At 75.7% G+C, this 14168-nt stretch carries 12 protein-coding genes; 3 read left to right on the forward strand and 9 right to left on the reverse strand.

From position 1 onward, the window contains the following. Positions 1-165 precede the first annotated feature (165 nt). From MUU72_RS19535 to MUU72_RS19560, 6 genes are all read right to left on the reverse strand, one after another. On the reverse strand, positions 166-1236 hold the full coding sequence (locus tag MUU72_RS19535) for a trypsin-like serine peptidase (protein ID WP_248014601.1): 1071 nt from the start codon (positions 1234-1236) through the stop codon (positions 166-168). A 78-nt stretch (positions 1237-1314) separates the two neighbouring features. Beyond that, positions 1315-2466, reverse strand: a complete 1152-nt coding sequence (locus tag MUU72_RS19540) for a trypsin-like peptidase domain-containing protein (RefSeq protein ID WP_248014602.1) — start codon at positions 2464-2466, stop codon at positions 1315-1317. After that, positions 2463-5585 carry an AAA family ATPase gene (locus tag MUU72_RS19545; RefSeq protein ID WP_248014603.1) on the reverse strand — a complete coding sequence of 1041 codons (3123 nt, stop codon included), beginning with the start codon at positions 5583-5585 and terminating at the stop codon, positions 2463-2465. Before MUU72_RS19545 ends, MUU72_RS19540 begins: the two co-directional genes overlap by 4 nt. Further along, positions 5566-6678, reverse strand: a complete 1113-nt coding sequence (locus MUU72_RS19550) for a hypothetical protein (protein ID WP_248014604.1) — start codon at positions 6676-6678, stop codon at positions 5566-5568. Before MUU72_RS19550 ends, MUU72_RS19545 begins: the two co-directional genes overlap by 20 nt. Positions 6679-6807: 129 nt before the next feature. Further along, a complete protein-coding gene (locus MUU72_RS19555) occupies positions 6808-7785 on the reverse strand; it encodes an alpha/beta hydrolase family protein (protein ID WP_248014605.1) in 978 nt (325 codons plus the stop codon). 46 nt (positions 7786-7831) lie between these two features. Next, complete coding sequence (locus MUU72_RS19560; protein ID WP_248014606.1) at positions 7832-8020, reverse strand: DUF6381 family protein; 189 nt, start codon at positions 8018-8020, stop codon at positions 7832-7834. A gap of 204 nt (positions 8021-8224) precedes the next feature. Here MUU72_RS19560 and MUU72_RS19565 point away from each other — a divergent pair, with 204 nt between their 5' ends. From MUU72_RS19565 to MUU72_RS19575, 3 genes are all read left to right on the forward strand, one after another. Then, a complete protein-coding gene (locus MUU72_RS19565) occupies positions 8225-8428 on the forward strand; it encodes a hydrophobic protein (protein WP_308403839.1) in 204 nt (67 codons plus the stop codon). 10 nt (positions 8429-8438) lie between these two features. After that, on the forward strand, positions 8439-9239 hold the full coding sequence (locus MUU72_RS19570; protein ID WP_248014607.1) for a VOC family protein: 801 nt from the start codon (positions 8439-8441) through the stop codon (positions 9237-9239). Positions 9240-9434: 195 nt separating this feature from the next. Beyond that, positions 9435-10547, forward strand: coding sequence for a hypothetical protein (locus tag MUU72_RS19575; protein WP_248014608.1), 1113 nt, complete (start codon positions 9435-9437; stop codon positions 10545-10547). A gap of 68 nt (positions 10548-10615) precedes the next feature. On the opposite strand, the gene MUU72_RS19580 is transcribed toward MUU72_RS19575, so the two are convergent. The 3 genes from MUU72_RS19580 to MUU72_RS19590 form a co-directional block, all read right to left on the reverse strand. Beyond that, a complete protein-coding gene (locus MUU72_RS19580; protein ID WP_248014609.1) occupies positions 10616-10852 on the reverse strand; it encodes a metallothionein in 237 nt (78 codons plus the stop codon). An 83-nt stretch (positions 10853-10935) separates the two neighbouring features. Then, the gene (locus tag MUU72_RS19585) at positions 10936-11457 is read right to left on the reverse strand and encodes a DUF6328 family protein (RefSeq protein ID WP_372503217.1); all 522 of its coding nucleotides are present in this window, start codon (positions 11455-11457) and stop codon (positions 10936-10938) included. A 40-nt stretch (positions 11458-11497) separates the two neighbouring features. Continuing rightward, a complete protein-coding gene (locus tag MUU72_RS19590) occupies positions 11498-14080 on the reverse strand; it encodes an ATP-dependent Clp protease ATP-binding subunit (protein WP_248014610.1) in 2583 nt (860 codons plus the stop codon). Positions 14081-14168 lie beyond the last annotated feature (88 nt).

Genomic DNA, 14168 nt, shown 5'->3' on the forward strand with positions numbered 1-14168 from the left:
GGGCCGTCCCGGAGGCGCCGGGCCGGGCGGGCGCCGCCGGCCCGGCCTGCCGCCCCGCGCATCCGGCGGCCCCCAGCAGCACCGCCGGCCCGGCCCTCAGAAGGGTCCGCCGCCCGGGCAGTGCCCCGCCCCGCACCCCGTCCCGTGCTTCGTTCCGGACGCCGCTCATACGAAGTTGACCTCCCCCCGCACCAGCAGCGGGTCCTCCACCAGCTGCCACAGCGGGACGGCGAAGTTGCCCAGGCCGTAGCGGCCGCCGAAGTGCAGGCCGAGGACCCGGTGGTCGGTGAGGTCGACGACCGGCGAGCCGCTGTTGCCGCCGAGCGTTGAGCAGTCGTGGCGCATCACGTTCCCTTCCGGCTCCAGGCCGGTGGTGGTGCCCGGCTGGAGCCGCTTGACGTTGTAGACGTCCATGAAGATCCGGCGCATGGACTCCGGTTCATTGCGGCGGCCGTCCCAGGCCGGGTAGCCGACGCAGTACACCGGGTGCCCCGGCAGGTCCGGCGGCGCGTCCGCGGCGACCGCCAGGGGAGTGGGCAGCGCACTGCCGCCGAGGTACGGGGCGACCCGCAGCAGCGCCAGATCGGCGTCCTCGTGGATCCCCAGCACCTCGGTGACCTCGTACGACGGGGCGCCGTCGGCGGGGTCCGGATCGGACCGGCACTCCTCGCCGATGTCCAGGGCCGCCCCCAGCCCCTGCTGGAAGACCCAGCCGTCACCGGCGCCGCGGGCGAACTCCACCGCCACGTGCCGGTTGGTCATCACCGTCTGCGGGCCGACCAGGAAACCGGTGCCGAGCCAGTCCAGGCTGAGGTGCCCGGAGACCGCCACCCGGCCGACCCGGGCCAGCGTCTCCCGGATCGCGGCCCGGTGCGCGTCCAGCACCGCCCAGTCGCCCTGCTGCGCCGGGAAGTCCTGGTGCTGGACGAGGATGGCCGGGCGCCCTTCGAGCAGGACCACCGCCTCCATCCCGAACGACTCGTCGTCGCTGATCTCGTCGGCCCGGCCCGCCGCCAGCTTGTCCAGCCCGCTGGCGCCGGCCGACAGCACCCGGGCGCGTTCCTGCCGGGCGTACTGCGAGATCTGCCCGGCCGGCAGCTCCTCGGGGGGCAGCTCCACCGCGGACTCGGGCTCCTCCCCGGACAGCTGGTCCCGGACCCGGGCCGCGACCGTCCGCAGATCGCCGAAGACCCGCTCGGGCCCGGTCGCCACCGGTGATCGGCTCCGGTTCGCCATCTCGTCCTCCTCGTGGGGGTCCTGCGGTCGGTGGGGTGGCCGGGCGTACGGGCCGGCAGGCGGCCCGGGGCCGTCCGCTCAGCCCGTTCCGCCCCCGTCCTGCGCCGCGGTGATCTCGGCGTGGACGTCCGGGGCGTGGTCCGCCAAGTGGCGCAGCACCCCGGTCATCTGGGTACCGACGTTGACGAACGCGGTCGTCCGGCCCTGGAAGCGCACGTTCTCCACCCGGCGGCTGCCCCGGTGCAGGGCCACCACCCGCCAGTCGTCGGTGAGGACCGGGGAGCCGGAGGAGCCGCCGCGGGTGTCGGTGAAGTAGCGGACGTCGTGCTCGTCCGCCTCGTAGACCAGGTTGTTGCGCAGCGCCACCCGCTTCGGCAGGCCGCCGGGGTGCTGGATGATGTTGACCGCCACGCAGTCGCCGTCGGGGACCGCCAGCGGCCGCCGGGCCAGCTTCAGTACCGGCCGGGTGGACGGGTCGGCCAGCCGCAGCACCGCGTAGTCCAGTTCGGGGTCGGCCGCCGCGAGCCCGCTGACCCCGGCCTCCTCGGCGGCGGAGTCGTCGGTGCCGTCGGAGTCGGCGTCGTAGCCGAAGCGGGCCCGGGTGTGCCGGGCCTGGAGCAGCAGGTCCTCGGGGGCGGCCAGCGGGCGCTCCGGGCCGGTGCCGGTACGGGCGTTGACGACGTGGTGGTTGGTCACCAGCAGGGTGGGGGTGACCAGCCAGCCGGTGCCGGCGTGCGGGAAGCCGTTCGGCTGGAGCGGGGCGCCGTCCTGGTAGGGCGGCACCTTCAGCCGGGCCACCGAGGCGCCGGCCAGCGCGCCGCCGCGCAGGAAGCCGATCGGGACGGTGTCGTCGCGGAAGACGATCTGCTCCTTGAGCTCCGGTGCCGCCGTGCCGGCCAGTACGTCCGGTTCGCCGCCGGCCTGCCGGGCCACCTCGTCCAGGGCCTGCTGGAACACCTTCAGCGGTTCGGCCTCGGCGGTCTGGGCGACCGCGTTGCGCAGCCAGATCTCCAGCGGCACCGAGCCGTCCACCAGCCGCTCCACCTGGTTCATCTGCGCCAGGTCGGAGTGCAGCTGGCGCATCGGGGCCGCCAGCATCGGCAGGGTGCCGCGGTACTTGGGCAGCACACCGTCGAAGAGCAGCGGGCGGACGGCTGGGTCGGTCAGCCCGCTCTCCAGCGCGGCGTCCCGCACCCGGAGGAGCGCGTCCTGCGAGAGATAGGCGGTCATGGCTGGTCAGGCCCGGGCGGGCCGCTCCCTTCGTCCGGCCGGCGGTGCCCGGGCCCCTGCGCCGCGGCCGCCTCCGGCGTCGTACGGGCACCGGTCCCCACGCCCATCGCCGCGGCCACCCCGGCCAGCAGGTCGCCGCCGGTGTCGGGGATGGTCAGCAGCCGACGGGCCAGGGAGTTGAGGGTGCCGCGGTCGCGGGCCAGGCGGAGGATGCCGGTGATGCCGGTGGGGCGGGGGCCGGCCGGCGGGGCCCCGGCGCCGCCCGCCGCCCGGCCGCCGGGCGGCGGTGGTCCGGCCGGTCCGGCCGCCTCGTCCAGGATCCCCATCACCGCGCCCAGCAGCGAGGGCTGGCGGCGGGTGGCCCGGCACATCGCGGCGCCCAGGGTGTCCAGCGTCCGGTCGTCGGTCGGCAGCCCCACCAGCTCCAGGGCGCGGGCCAGCGCCCCCGGGTCCTGGCCGTAGACCTGGGAGGCGACCGCGCGCACCAGGACCGGCTGGCCGGCCAGCACCTCGGCAGGCAACTCCCGCAGCTGGGTGGCGAGTTGACGCCCGGCCTGGGCGCCGGAGCGGGCCGTTTCCGGGCCGGTGGCGGGCAGCCGGGCCCGGGCCAGCCGGGCGCCCATCGCCTCCAGGTCCTGGCCGAGGGCGAGCGCGGCGTCCTCCGCCACCCGCAACTGCCGGTCGGCCCCGGCCGGATCGCCGGCCTCCTCGGCCAGCCGCGCGGCGAGCAGCAGCAGCTCCAGCCGCCGCTCGGCGCAGCCGGCGCGCTCGGCCTGTCCGATGGCGTCCGCGACGGCCGTCCGGGCCTCGTCGCGCCGCCCGAGCCGGCCCAGGGCCTCGGCCAGCAGGGAGTGCAGCGGACTGCACGGGGTCCACGGCCGCCGCTGCGCCAGCCGGGTCAGCGCCGCCGCCGCGAACCCCTGAGCGAGCAGGTCCTCCACCTCGCGGGCCGCGATCCGCTCCCAGTCCTCCTGGTCGGCGCCGGCCGCCACCCGGTCCGGTGCGCCGCCGCCCAGCCGTGCGGTCAGCAGCCCCGCGGCCCGCGGCGGCAGGTCCTGCCGGGACCCGGCCAGGAACCGTTCGACGCCGGGCAGCCAGCGCTCCTCCACCCTCCGCGGGTCCTCGTCCAGCCGCAGCCGGTGGTAGATCTCCTCGGCCCGCGCCTCCACCCCGTCCCGGGCCGCGTAGTACGCCACCGCCCGCCGCTCGACCGCGCGCATCACCTCGGTGCGGTCCCCGCCGGGCAGCCGCAGCATGATCGCGCGGACGTCGCCGCGGTACCGCACCGCCCCGGGCCCGGCCGGTTCGACCAGGTCCAGCCGGCTCAGCTCGGCGAACAGCCGGTGCGCCGCGGCCGGGTCCGGCACCCGCAGTCCGCACGGCCCGGCCAGCACCTCCGCGATGACCCCCGGCGTGATCGCGCGCAGGACCAGTGCCGGATGGGCGAGCCGGCGGAGGTCCTCGTCGGTGATGTGGCTCAGGATCCGGTCGAACAGGACGCCCTGGACCAGCATCCGGTCGACGCGCCGGAACACCTCCTCGCGGCGCTCGGGCAGTCCGCGGACCAGGTCGCCGGCCGGCCCGTCCGCGCCGCCGGCGAGCGCCGCGGCCCGGGCGGCCAGCCGCAGGCTGAGCGGATGCCCGCCGACCCGCTCGGCCAGCGCCGCGGCGACGTCCGGATCGCCGACGCCCAGGGAGCGCAGCAGCGCCACCGCGGCCGCCGGTGCCAGCTCGGGCAGCTCGATCTCCAGCGGATCCGCGGTCCGGGCCGGGTGCTCCACCGGCGCCCGCCCGGAGACCACCACCCGCAGCCGCGGATAGCCGTGCCGGAACGCGGCGCAGATCGCCCACATCCGGCTCAGCACCGGCGAGCCCCGGTACTGCGCCTCCTCGAAGGTGTCGATGGCCAGCACGAACGGCGGGTCCTGCTGCCCGGCCGCGGCCACCGCCCGCGCCAGCACCTCGGCCACCCGCCGGATCAGCCCGGTCTCCCGCTCGGTGGCCAGCGACTGGAACGCCTGCGACGAACTGCGGCCCAGCACCCGGGTGGTGGCCAGCCGGCACAGCTGCGCCACCCGCTCCTGCTCCTCGCGCTGACTGGCCGCCGCCTGCTGGCACTCGTCCGCCAGCGCGTCCAGCTCGGACCGGAACGCCGGGTACTGCACGGCCAGTTGGCGGGCCGCCTCGGCGATCAGGGTGACCGGTTCCCGCAGCGAGAGGGTCGGCCGCTCGAAGTCGATGTAGGCGAACGGGAATCCGCCCGGCCCCCCGAACGCCGCCCCGCCGGCCGCCCCGTCCACGCTGTCCACCAGGAACTTGGCCAGCAGGGTGCTCTTGCCCATCCCGCCCGGACCGTGGATGACCAGCGCCGGCGCCGGCCCGCCGGTTCCGCCGCCGGCCGGTTCCGCCGCCGGTTCCGCCACCGGTTCCGCCACCGGTTCCGCCGCCGGGCCGCTGCCGGGCAGGCCGGTGTAGGCGCGCAGCCGGCCGAGCTCGTCCTCCCGGCCCAGGAACGGTCCCGCCACCAGGCGCCGCAGCGGCTCCAGGAGCCGGGCCCGCTCCAGTGCGGCCTGGAGCGCGGCCGGTTCGGGGAGGCCGCGCACGCCGGGGACCCGGGAGAGCCACAGCACCGCCTGGAGGGCGTCGGCGAGTTCGTCGGCGGACCAGCGGGCCAGGAGGGCGGCCGCCGGGGGCAGGGTGCCCTGGAGGAAGCCCAGGCAGAGCGCTTCGGGGCCGCCGGGTTCGGTGGGGAACTGCTCGCGGTTGGCCTCCAGTGCCCGCCGGGCCGCGTCCGGTCCGGCCAGCCCGCGCAGCGCGGCGTCCCGGGCCTCGGGCGTCAGCGTCCAGGCGGCGCGGCCGCCCGGGCCGCCCACCGCGGTGCAGTCGTCCAGCAGCGCCATGGCCGCGCCGCCGCTCGGCCGGTCCTCACCGGGCAGCCGCAGCCGCCGCGGATCGAAGCGGGCCAGCAGGCAGGCCGCCTCCCGGTAGGCCCGGCGGGCGTCCGGCACGGTCCGCCCGGCCGGTTCGTCGGTGCGCAGCTCGCGCCGGAGCCGGGCGGCGAACTCCTCCCGGAGCCGGGCCGGGGCCAGGCGCCCGGTGTCAGAGGGTCCGGTAGACACGGATCGCCCCCTCCACCGCCGCGCAGAGCCGCCGCATGTAGCTCTCCCCGCTCCCGTCCCGGGCGCGGACGGCGCGCAGCACCTCCGCCACCGCCACCTCGACCAGCCCGGCGATCTCCCCGTCCCCGCCGTCGAGGGCGGCGGGCGGTGACTCGCGGAAGAGCTGGTCGAAGAAGCGCCGCAGGTCGTCCGCCTCGATGACCCGGGCGGTGTCCCAGCACAGGCTGCCGCGCAGGTCGTAGGGGAGCGGGCGCATCGAACGGCCGTAGCCGAGCAGGACCAGCCGCGGCGCCCGGTCGCCGCGCAGCGCGGCGTGTTCGTACACCGCCAGGGCGAGTTGGCCGATGAAGTCCCAGACATCGGAGTGCGGATCGAGCTTGTCGCACTCGTCGAGGACCAGCCAGTACCGCTCGTCGGCGGCGGTGGCCCGGCCGACCATCCGGTGCACCGCGTCCTCCAGGGACGGCGCCGGACCGCCGGTCCCGGCGGGGCCGGACGGCTCGTCCCCGGCGTCCTGCCCGCCGACGAACGCGGCCAGCCGCTCCAGTACCTGCCGCGCGGTCGAGGTCCGCGACAGCGTCACCCGGGCCGGGCGGAATCCGCTGTGCTGCCCGATGTGGCGCAGGAAGGTGTAGGTGTACGAGCGCCCGCTGTCCGGTTCGCCGTCCACCAGCAGGACCGACTTCTCCGGGTCCGCGACGAAGCGGCGCAGCGTCTCGCGCAGGTCCTCGCGGTCGATGAACGCCGCGGTGCCGCCCTGGAGGACGCAGCTGCGGAAGGTGTCCCGGGTGCCGTGCGCCGCGGCGTCCGCGCGCAACCGCCGCAGGAACTCCCGGGCGGTGCCGCTCTCCGGCAGGACCGCCAGCCGGTCGAGCGCGGTGACCACTTCGAGCAGCGCCACCTGGCGTGCGATGTCCCGGCGCGAGGCGTGCACCAGGGAGCGGGCGTTGTCCCGGCTGACCTGCCCCAGCCGGAGCCCGCCGAGGAAGTCCTGCGGGAGTCCGTACTGGAGGAGGGCGCTGTGCGGGTCCACGGTGTCGAGGAGATACCTCTCCAGCCACATCGTGACGAGTTCCCATTCCGTCTCGCTCAACGGCATGCCGCACCTACCCGGCCGCTCCGCGGGGGAGCCCACCCGACCGGCCCCGTCGTTCCTGCTGTTTGTCATGCTTTCACCCGGTTTTCCGGGGTGCAAGCGCCCCAACGCGACGGAAACCCGTGCTCAGACCAGCTGCCCGACGACCCGCTGCACCGGCTCCCGGACCGCCGCCTGGGCGAGGTACTCGGCGATCCCGTGGTGGTTCCGGCTGCCGTTGGTGACCAGCGCGTCGGTGATCAGCTCGGTCGGGGTGAAGTCCGGGCGCAGGGTGTGCCCGAGCGCGACCAGGTCCCGCAGGTCCGACACATTGCGCCAGGCCCGCACCCCGGCCGGCACCGCGGGCGGCCGCGCCAACTGGTCCCGCACCTCACCGATCACCAGCGGCGACCCCAGCGTGACCAGCAGCTCCACCTCCTGCTCCCGCTCCCGCAGCACCTCGTAGGCGGCCACCGACCCCAGACTGTGGCCGACCACCACCAGCGGCCCGTCCGCCGGCCCGGCCAGCGCCTCGCCCACCACCTCCCGGATCGCCGGCCCCGCCCCGCCGAAGAAGTACGCGTGGACATCGGTGAAGGTGCGCCGGACCAGCTCCCGGAACACCGCGGTACGCAGCGGACGGGGCAGCGGCAGCACCTCCAGCGGCAGCGCCGCGCCGTCCCCGGCTGCCCCGGGCCCGGCGTCGGACTCCGCCTCGCCCAGCGTCTCCGCGAAGTACGTCATCTCCCGCAGCCAGCCCACCAGCGCGCGCTCGCCCGCGCTGTCCGCGGGGCCCCCGGCCGCCCGGCCCTCCAGCGCGTCCCGGCCGGCGCCCCGCCAGGCGTCCGCGACGGTCCGCGCCACGAACTCCTCCGGCGGATCGAACACCCCGGGGCCCTCCCGCGCGGGCGCCTCCGCGCCCACCGCCGGCCCGCCGTCCAGCTCGTCCGCCGCGAAGTCCGGCAGCGGGGCGGCGTACCGCAGCGGGGCCCAGTACGCCATCCGGGACACCCCGGCCATCTCCCGGCCGAAGAGCGCCCGGTCCCACTGCGACCTGAGCAGGTCCGCACGGACCTTGTTGCCGTTGCCGTGCACGTAGACCACGCTGGGGCGTCTGCGGTGCATGCCACCTCCTTCCGCCGGTCCTGCGGGGCGCCGCACCGTGCCGGGCTCACTCCGACGGATAGATGTCCCCGCTCCGCATGGCGCTCTCCTGCTCGCTCCGGCTCCGCAGCCGGCGGGACTTCTCCTGGAGCCGCTGCCGCTCCTTGGGATCGTCGGCCCGCTCCGCGGCCTCGGCCAGCTCCCTGGCCTTCTCCCGCATCTGCTCCAGGCGCTCGTGAGTCTCTCCCGCTCCCATGGCGTTCCTCCTCCTCGTGCCGACGGGTCCCGGTCGGGCACCGCGGGTGCGCGGCCGGACGCGCGGCCGCTGCTCCCAGCGAATCAGGGCCCGCGCCCTTCGGCACCTCGGAGCGTCACCCGGCGCGCTCCCGCGGACACCGGCCGCTCCGGGCGCCGCTCCGGCCCGGGTGGGGCCGCCCCCGGGAGCGCATAATGGGGCCAGGTGGGGAACCAGCCCGTCCGGAGGTGGATCCCGATGGCCCTGATCGTCCTCGTCCTGCTGCTCGTTTTGCTCCTGGCGGGCGCCGGTTTCGCACTGAAACTGCTCTGGTTCGCCGTCATCGCCCTGGTGGTGGCGGCGCTGGTGGTCGCTCTCCTCTTCCGCAGGACGGGCCCGCGCGGCACGGGCGGCCGCCGCCGCTGGTAGGCGGTCCCCGATGCCCGCCACCCAACCCCGCACCGTCTCCACCGCCTCGCTCGGCGGCGCCCCCTGCTGGGTCAGCCTGATGACCCACGACCTCCAGGCCGCACAGGACTTCTACGGCGAGGTCCTCGGCTGGCACTTCCGCCCCGGCGTCCTGGGCCCGGAGTTCTCCATCGCGCTGGCCGAGGGCCAGCCGGTCGCCGGGCTCGGCGCGCTGGGGCCCAGCTGGCGGGTCGCCGTCGCCTGGACCCCGTACTTCGCCGTCGCCAACGCCAACGACACCGCCGCCCGGATCCGCGAGCGCGGCGCCACCGTGGCCGTCGGCCCGCTGGAATTCGGCAAGGGGCGCGCCGCGCTCGCCGCCGACCGGGACGGTGCGGTCTTCGGCCTGTGGGAGGGCCAGACGCTCTCCTGGGCGGTCGGCCAGGGCTGCGCGCCGATGTGCCTGGAACTGCGCACCCGCGACGCCTTCGAGGCGGCGATCTTCTACGGCGAGGTCTTCGGCTGGTCCCCGGACCGGCCCGGCGGCTGCGACATCACCTACGAGCACGACGAGGTGGTGGTCCGCGACGCCGGCGGGCGCACCGTCGCCGCGCTGCGCGGCGGCGCCGTGGAGGCCGCCCCCGACCCGCACGTCCGCCCCCGCTGGCACGTGTACTTCCCCGTGCACGACATCGAGAAGGTCACCGCGGCCGCCGTGGCCGCCGGCGGCTTCGCGCTGCCGGTGACGCCGATGGTGGACAGCACCGGCTGCGAAGCCGTGATCCGCGATCCGCAGGGCGGACTCTTCACCGTCGCCACCACACAGGACTGAGGCCCCCCGGCCGACACGCCCGGTCGCCGGCCGGGCCCGCGGCGTGTCTCCACCGGATGGCCCGCCAGCACTGGCGCCGCCCGCCAAGAGGGACGTTGGCTGAACCACAACAGAACCGATCAAGCACGCACAACGCCCGATGAGCGCCGGCGCCCTTGGCGCAGCCGCTCTCACCTCGTTCAGTGGAGTCCCTACATGTCACCTGAACCAGCTCCTCGTGGGGGCGAAGCCGGCCTGTCCCCGACGGGCCACGGCGAAGACCATCCGACCACCAGCCAGGAGAACGTCTCGTTTCGCACCCTCGTGTGGACGGCGGCCACCACCAGACCGGTGGAGGAGGTCGCCGCCCTCGTGGAACTGCTCAAGCGCAGCGGCGAAGACCCCAACCCGGGCGACGAAGCCCTGCGGGTGGCGGCGATGACCCGCCCGGTGAGCGAGGTCGGGCCGCTGCTCGCCATGCTCGGCGAAGCCCCGCACACCGCCGAGGCGAGCTACGAGGCGCTGCGTGCGGCGGCGGTGGGCCGGTCCGTCGACGAGGTCGCCCAGCTGATCAAGCTGTTCGACCGGGCCCAGGAGGGCCGCCCCGCCGACGGGGCACCGCCGGCCGGCGGCGACTTCCCCGACGGCCACCACGACACCGCGGGCCCGGCCACCGCCACCCTCCCCACCGTCAACGACCCCTCGCTCGACCCCTACCCGGACCCCTACGGCCACCCCGCGCCCGACCACGGCTACCCCACCCCCCACCCCGGACCGGGCGCCGCCCCGGGCGAGCCGGTCATGCGGGACGCCACCCACCGCGACGCCCCGCCCCGGCCGCAGCGCGCCCCCTGGCCGGCCGCCAACGTGCCCCCGGCCGGCGCCGGCTGGCACGCCGCCGGCGCACCCGCCGCGCCCGGCCAGGCCGTCGGCGGGGTGCTGCGGTCCGTCCTGCGCTGGCCCGCCGCCGCGGCGCTGGCCCTGTGCGGGCTGAGCCACCTGCCGGTGGGCGCCGCGGAGACCCACGGCGGTTCGTCGGACGCCCTGTCGATGACCATCGCCGCGGTCTACCTGCTGCTGGCCGGCTGCCTGGCCCTGCGCGACACCGCCGCGGTCTGGGCGGCCAGCGCGGCCGCCGCGGTCACCGTGATCGTGCTGCACGCCCTGTCCCGGGCCGGGGTCCTGGTCCCGCTGCGCAGCAGCCTGGGCGATGCCTCGACGTGGCCGGAGCTGCTGGCGGTCGGCCTGGCCATCCTCAGCGCGGGCCTGGCCGGTGCCGCGCTGCTGCTCCGCCCGCGCCGGGTGAGCCCCGCGACGGCCGGTGTGTGACCGGCGCGCGGATGCGGCGGCCGCCCCCCGGGGGGGCGGCCGCCGCATCGCGTGTCCGGACCGCGGCCCTAGGCCACGCTGTCGGCCAGCTGCCGCACCCCCTGGAGCCGCGCGCAGTGCGCACAGCAGAAGAACCGGCCGCCCGCCTCCAGGCCGTGCCCCAGGATCCGGCACCGGCAGTTCTCACACGTCGGCGCGAGCAGATGCGCGGCGCACTCCACACAGTCGAAGGTGTGGGACTCGCCGTCGATGCGCACCTCGAAGCCCCGTGCGTAGTCGTTCCCGCAGACCTCGCAGACCGTCATGGTGAACCCTCCATTCCGCGGATCCCCCGGGCCCTCTCATCGTCGCACCGCGCCCGCCGCCCCGCAGAGCCGGCCGCCGGCGGTCACTCCGAGGACGAATACCGCCGCAGCACCCACGCCGGCAGCACGAACCAGCACACCACGAACCACACCACCAGCCCCGCCACCACCCACGGCGCGACCGTGTCGTTCAGCGCCAGCCGCAGGATGAGCAGCAGCGCCGAGGCGACCGTGGCCAGCAGCAGCACCACCCCGACCAGCGCCAGCCGCGCCGCCCACAGCACCGTCTGGGGCTTGAGCCGGTGACCGGTCACCAGCCGGTGGAAGGTCACCGTCCCCACCAGCGCACCGGTCGTCGCCGCGCCCAGCAGCAGCGTGATGGCGTAGATGGTCCGGTCCGCCGTACCGAGCGTGGCGAACCGCGCGGTGAACACCACGGTGAGCAGGAAGCCGAACAGGATCTGCACACCGGTCTGGATGACCCGCACCTCCTGGAGGAGTTCGCTCCAGCGCCGGTCGGCGCGCTCCTCCTCCGTCTCGTTCCGGCCGCGCGGCAGGATCAGCTCCGGCTCGCCCCGGTCCCGGCCCTTGCGCTGCCCGTTCAGCTCAACTCCCCACGTCCGGCCCGTCGTTTCGCCGCGGTGCTCACTGGCGGTGCTCCTGCGCGGTGGCCCGGAAGGCCAGGGTGTCGTCCTCGACCTCCACCCGGACCCGGTCCCCGGACGACAGCGCCCCGTCGAGCAGCAGCCGCGACAGCCGGTTGTCGACCTCGCGCTGGATGGTCCGGCGCAGCGGCCGCGCCCCGTACTCGGGCTGGTGGCCGCGGCGGGTCAGCCAGTCCACCGCCGACGGGCTGAAGTCCACCGAGATGCCCTGCGCGTGCAGCCGGCGGCGGGTGCCGTCCAGCAGCAGTCCGGTGATCTGGTGCAGCTGCTCGTCGGTCAGCTGGCGGAAGATGATGATCTCGTCGAGCCGGTTGAGGAACTCCGGGCGGAAGTGGCCGCGCAGCGCGGCCAGCGCCCGCTCCCGGGCCCCGTCGTCGGCGCCCGCCCCCTCCGCCGGCCCGAAGCCCAGCACCCCGCGGCCGCCGCTGAGCGCCTCCGAACCGAGGTTGCTGGTCATCACGATGACGGTGTTCTTGAAGTCCACCGTCCGCCCCTGGGAGTCCGTCAGGTGCCCGTCGTCCAGCACCTGGAGCAGCATGTTGAAGACGTCCGGGTGCGCCTTCTCCACCTCGTCCAGCAGCAGCAGCGAGTACGGGTGGTGCCGCACCGCCTCGGTCAGCTGGCCGGCGTCCTCGTGGCCGATGTATCCGGGCGGGGCGCCGACCAGCCGGCTGACGGTGTGCCGCTCCTGGTACTCGCTCATGTCCAGCCGCACCATCCGGTCCTCGCTGCCGAACAGCGCCTCGGCCAGCGCCCGCGCCAGTTCCGTCTTGCCGACCCCGGTCGGGCCGAGGAAGAGGAAACTGCCGATCGGCCGGTTCGGGTCGGCCAGTCCGGCCCGGGACCGCAGTACCGCCTCCGCCACCGCCGTCACCGCGTCGCTCTGCCCGATCACGCGCTGCTGCAACCGCCCCTCCAGGCCCAGCAGCCGGTCCTTCTCCTCCTCCGTCAGACTGCTCACCGGCACCCCGGTCTGCCGGGACACGATCTCCGCGATGTCCTCCGCGGTCACCTCCACGATCCGCCCGTCACCGCCCACCGGCCGCTCGTCCGGCGACTCCTGGACGGTCCGGATCTGCTCGGCGAGCGCCGCGATCCGGTCCCGCAGCTCGGTCGCCCGCTCGTACTGCTCGGCGGCGACCGCCTGGTCCTTGTCCCGGCCCAGCTGCTCCACCTCGCGCTCCAGATCGCGCACGCTGGGCGTCTTGGTCGCCGACCGCAGCCGGACCCTGGCGCCCGCCTGGTCGAGCAGGTCGATCGCCTTGTCCGGCAGGAACCGGTCGGTGATGTACCGGTCGGACAGCTCCACGGCCGCCAGCACCGCCTCGTTGGAGTACCGCACCTGGTGGTGGGCCTCGTAGCGGTCCTGGAGCCCGCGCAGGATCTCCACCGTGTCCGGCACCGTCGGCTCCGGCACCAGGATCGGCTGGAAGCGGCGGGCCAGCGCGGCGTCCTTCTCGATGTGCCGCCGGTACTCCTCCAGCGTGCTGGCGCCGATGACGTGCAGCTCACCGCGGGCCAGCGCCGGTTTGATCATGTTGCTGGCCTCCAGCGCACCGCCCTCGCCGGTCCCGCCGCCCGCCCCGACCACGGTGTGCAGCTCGTCGATGAAGACGATCAGCGCGTCGGAGTGCGCCCGGACCTCCTCGATGATGTTGTTCATCCGCTCCTCGAAGTCACCGCGGTAGCGGGTACCGGCCACCACCGCGGTCAGGTCCAGCGCCACGATCCGGCGCCCGGCCAGCGTCTCGGGCACCTCCCCGTCGGCGAGCCGCTGCGCCAGCCCTTCGACGATGGCGGTCTTTCCCACGCCCGCGTCGCCGACCAGCACCGGATTGTTCTTCCCGCGCCGCGACAGCACCTCGATGGTCTGCTCGATCTGCTCCTCGCGCCCGATCACCGGATCGATCCGGCCGGCCCGCGCCAGGTCCGTCAGGTCCCGGCTGTACTTGTCGAGCGTGGGCGTGTCGTGGTGCGGCGCGGGGCCGTGCTCGGCGCTCGACCCGGACGGCGGGTGCGCCCCGGCGCCGCTGTGCCCGCCCGCACTGGCCTGCGGGTCGAAGTGCGCCAGGTGCAGTATCCGCCCGGCCGCCGAATCGGGATTCGCCGCCAGTGCCTCCAGCACGTGCTCGGGACCGATGTACGACGCACCGGTGCCCCGTGCCAGCTCGTGCGCGCCCAGCAGCGCCCGCTTGACCGCCGGGGTCACCGCGACGCTCTGCTGTTGCGGCCCCGACCCGGCGTTCCGGTCGATCTCGGCCGCCAGCGCGTCCGGGTCCGCGCCGGACTGCCGCATCAGGGTCCGGGTCGGCTCGGTGCTCAGCGCGGCCCGCAGCAGATGCTCCGTCCCCAGCTCCGGACTGCCGTGTTCGGCGGCGTACGCGGCGGCGGAGGTCACCAGGTCCCGGGCCGGGCCGCTCATCAGCCGCGCGATGTCCGCCTGCCGGGGCATCGGCGAGCCGCCGCCCCCGGGTGACTGCGCCGGGCGTCCGAAGAACCGCGCGAGAAAGTCGCCGAACGAGTCCGGTCCAGAACCCTCCGGACCCACGAATCCGTTGCTCATGTGTGTCCGTTTCCGCTGTCACGACGGTGCCGCGACACGCTGCCTCGTCGGGTACGTCCTGCTCACTTCCGGTGCGTGGTCGCCGCGA

The sequence above is a fragment of the Streptomyces rhizoryzae genome, from assembly GCF_023155275.1.
Lineage (GTDB): Bacteria > Actinomycetota > Actinomycetes > Streptomycetales > Streptomycetaceae > Streptomyces > Streptomyces rhizoryzae.

Coding starts and splice junctions, on each gene's coding strand:
- MUU72_RS19535 (WP_248014601.1), bottom strand. CDS start 1,236: ATGGCGAACCGGAGCCGATCACCGGTGGCGACCGGGCCCGAGCGGGTC.
- MUU72_RS19540 (WP_248014602.1), bottom strand. CDS start 2,466: ATGACCGCCTATCTCTCGCAGGACGCGCTCCTCCGGGTGCGGGACGCC.
- MUU72_RS19555 (WP_248014605.1), bottom strand. CDS start 7,785: ATGCACCGCAGACGCCCCAGCGTGGTCTACGTGCACGGCAACGGCAAC.
- MUU72_RS19560 (WP_248014606.1), bottom strand. CDS start 8,020: ATGGGAGCGGGAGAGACTCACGAGCGCCTGGAGCAGATGCGGGAGAAG.
- MUU72_RS19570 (WP_248014607.1), top strand. CDS start 8,439: ATGCCCGCCACCCAACCCCGCACCGTCTCCACCGCCTCGCTCGGCGGC.
- MUU72_RS19575 (WP_248014608.1), top strand. CDS start 9,435: ATGTCACCTGAACCAGCTCCTCGTGGGGGCGAAGCCGGCCTGTCCCCG.
- MUU72_RS19580 (WP_248014609.1), bottom strand. CDS start 10,852: ATGACGGTCTGCGAGGTCTGCGGGAACGACTACGCACGGGGCTTCGAG.
- MUU72_RS19590 (WP_248014610.1), bottom strand. CDS start 14,080: ATGAGCAACGGATTCGTGGGTCCGGAGGGTTCTGGACCGGACTCGTTC.